The organism is Helicobacter pylori, assembly GCF_003638305.1.
GTDB lineage: Bacteria > Campylobacterota > Campylobacteria > Campylobacterales > Helicobacteraceae > Helicobacter > Helicobacter pylori_DJ.
The window spans coordinates 1-1,054 of sequence record NZ_MVYP01000032.1 but is presented as its reverse complement, the minus strand read 5'-3'; the positions used below and the strand labels follow the sequence as shown (position 1 = coordinate 1,054).

The 1,054-nt window shown below is 38.7% G+C and carries 1 protein-coding gene; it reads right to left on the bottom strand.

The genetic code is table 11. The features are described 5' to 3' along the window. Window positions 1-3 precede the first annotated feature (3 nt). A partial coding sequence (locus EAL04_RS07840; protein WP_162982535.1) for an outer membrane protein occupies window positions 4-1,054 on the bottom strand: 1,051 nt, incomplete at its 5' end.

Sequence of the window (1,054 nt, the reverse complement as noted above, 5' to 3'; positions counted from 1 at the left end):
CCCCTAAAAACTATAAACATAACTCACATTAAACACCACAAGGCGTTTGAAAAAGAGGGAAGCGTTTAACCCTTTGCCATGCGTTTCATAAAAGGAATTGACCGCTAAAGGAATCTTTAAGCCCATTTCAAAGCCATTGTGCCTATTGACATTCACACGAACCCCAAAATTCAAAGGGATTTGGAAAAAACTCGTGTGCATTTTAGCCTGATAATTAGTCAAGTAATTGTTGATAAAATCCCTTTGACTCACCCACATGCCTAAACCACTCCCTACCCACGAACTCCCCGCTAAAGCAAAGCCCACATAAAAACCCACGCTCGAATGTTTTTGCTCATTATCAATGAAATTAAAAAGGTAGTCTATTCCAAGCCCATAGAGGTGGTTATTCATTTTGCCTAAACCATCAAAGCCGTTGCCCACAAAACCAAAATTAGTGTAACCATAGTCATAGAACAAATAATAGCGCAACCCTTGATTTTTTTTCTTGGTGAAGAAATGCTTATACCCTACGCTCAAACCTACCCCATACATGCTTGAAACGTTTTTAGAATAAGAGGTGGGATCAAGCGCGTTTAAGGAATTTGAAATTTGAGCGATTTGAGAAGATAAAGAAGAAAGCATGCGGTTTTGAGATTGAGTGAATTGCAATTCTAAATTTTTTAAGTTTTCTGCTAATTCTAAAGGGTTAGTAATGGGTTCTTGCATTTTTTCTAACGCTTGGGCTAATTTAGGGTTAGACGCAACGCCCCCGCTAAGCATGACTATTTTTTCAATGTTTTGAAGCGTGGATTGGAGGTAGTATTGTTCGGCTTGCATTTCAGTGGGGGTTAATTTAGCATGGTTTTTTAAAGCGTTGTTGATGTAATTAAAGGTGTTGGGCATGTTTGTGATTTCATTTTTGACTTGATTGAGTTTGTAGATTTGGTTTTGAGCGTTAGAAATCGTTTGGATGCGTTCTTGATTCAAAAAGGGGTTATTGTGCTCAACGGCATGACTGATGGAATATTCAAAACCCACGCTCGCATACGCCCCATTTTCTTCAGCGATACAA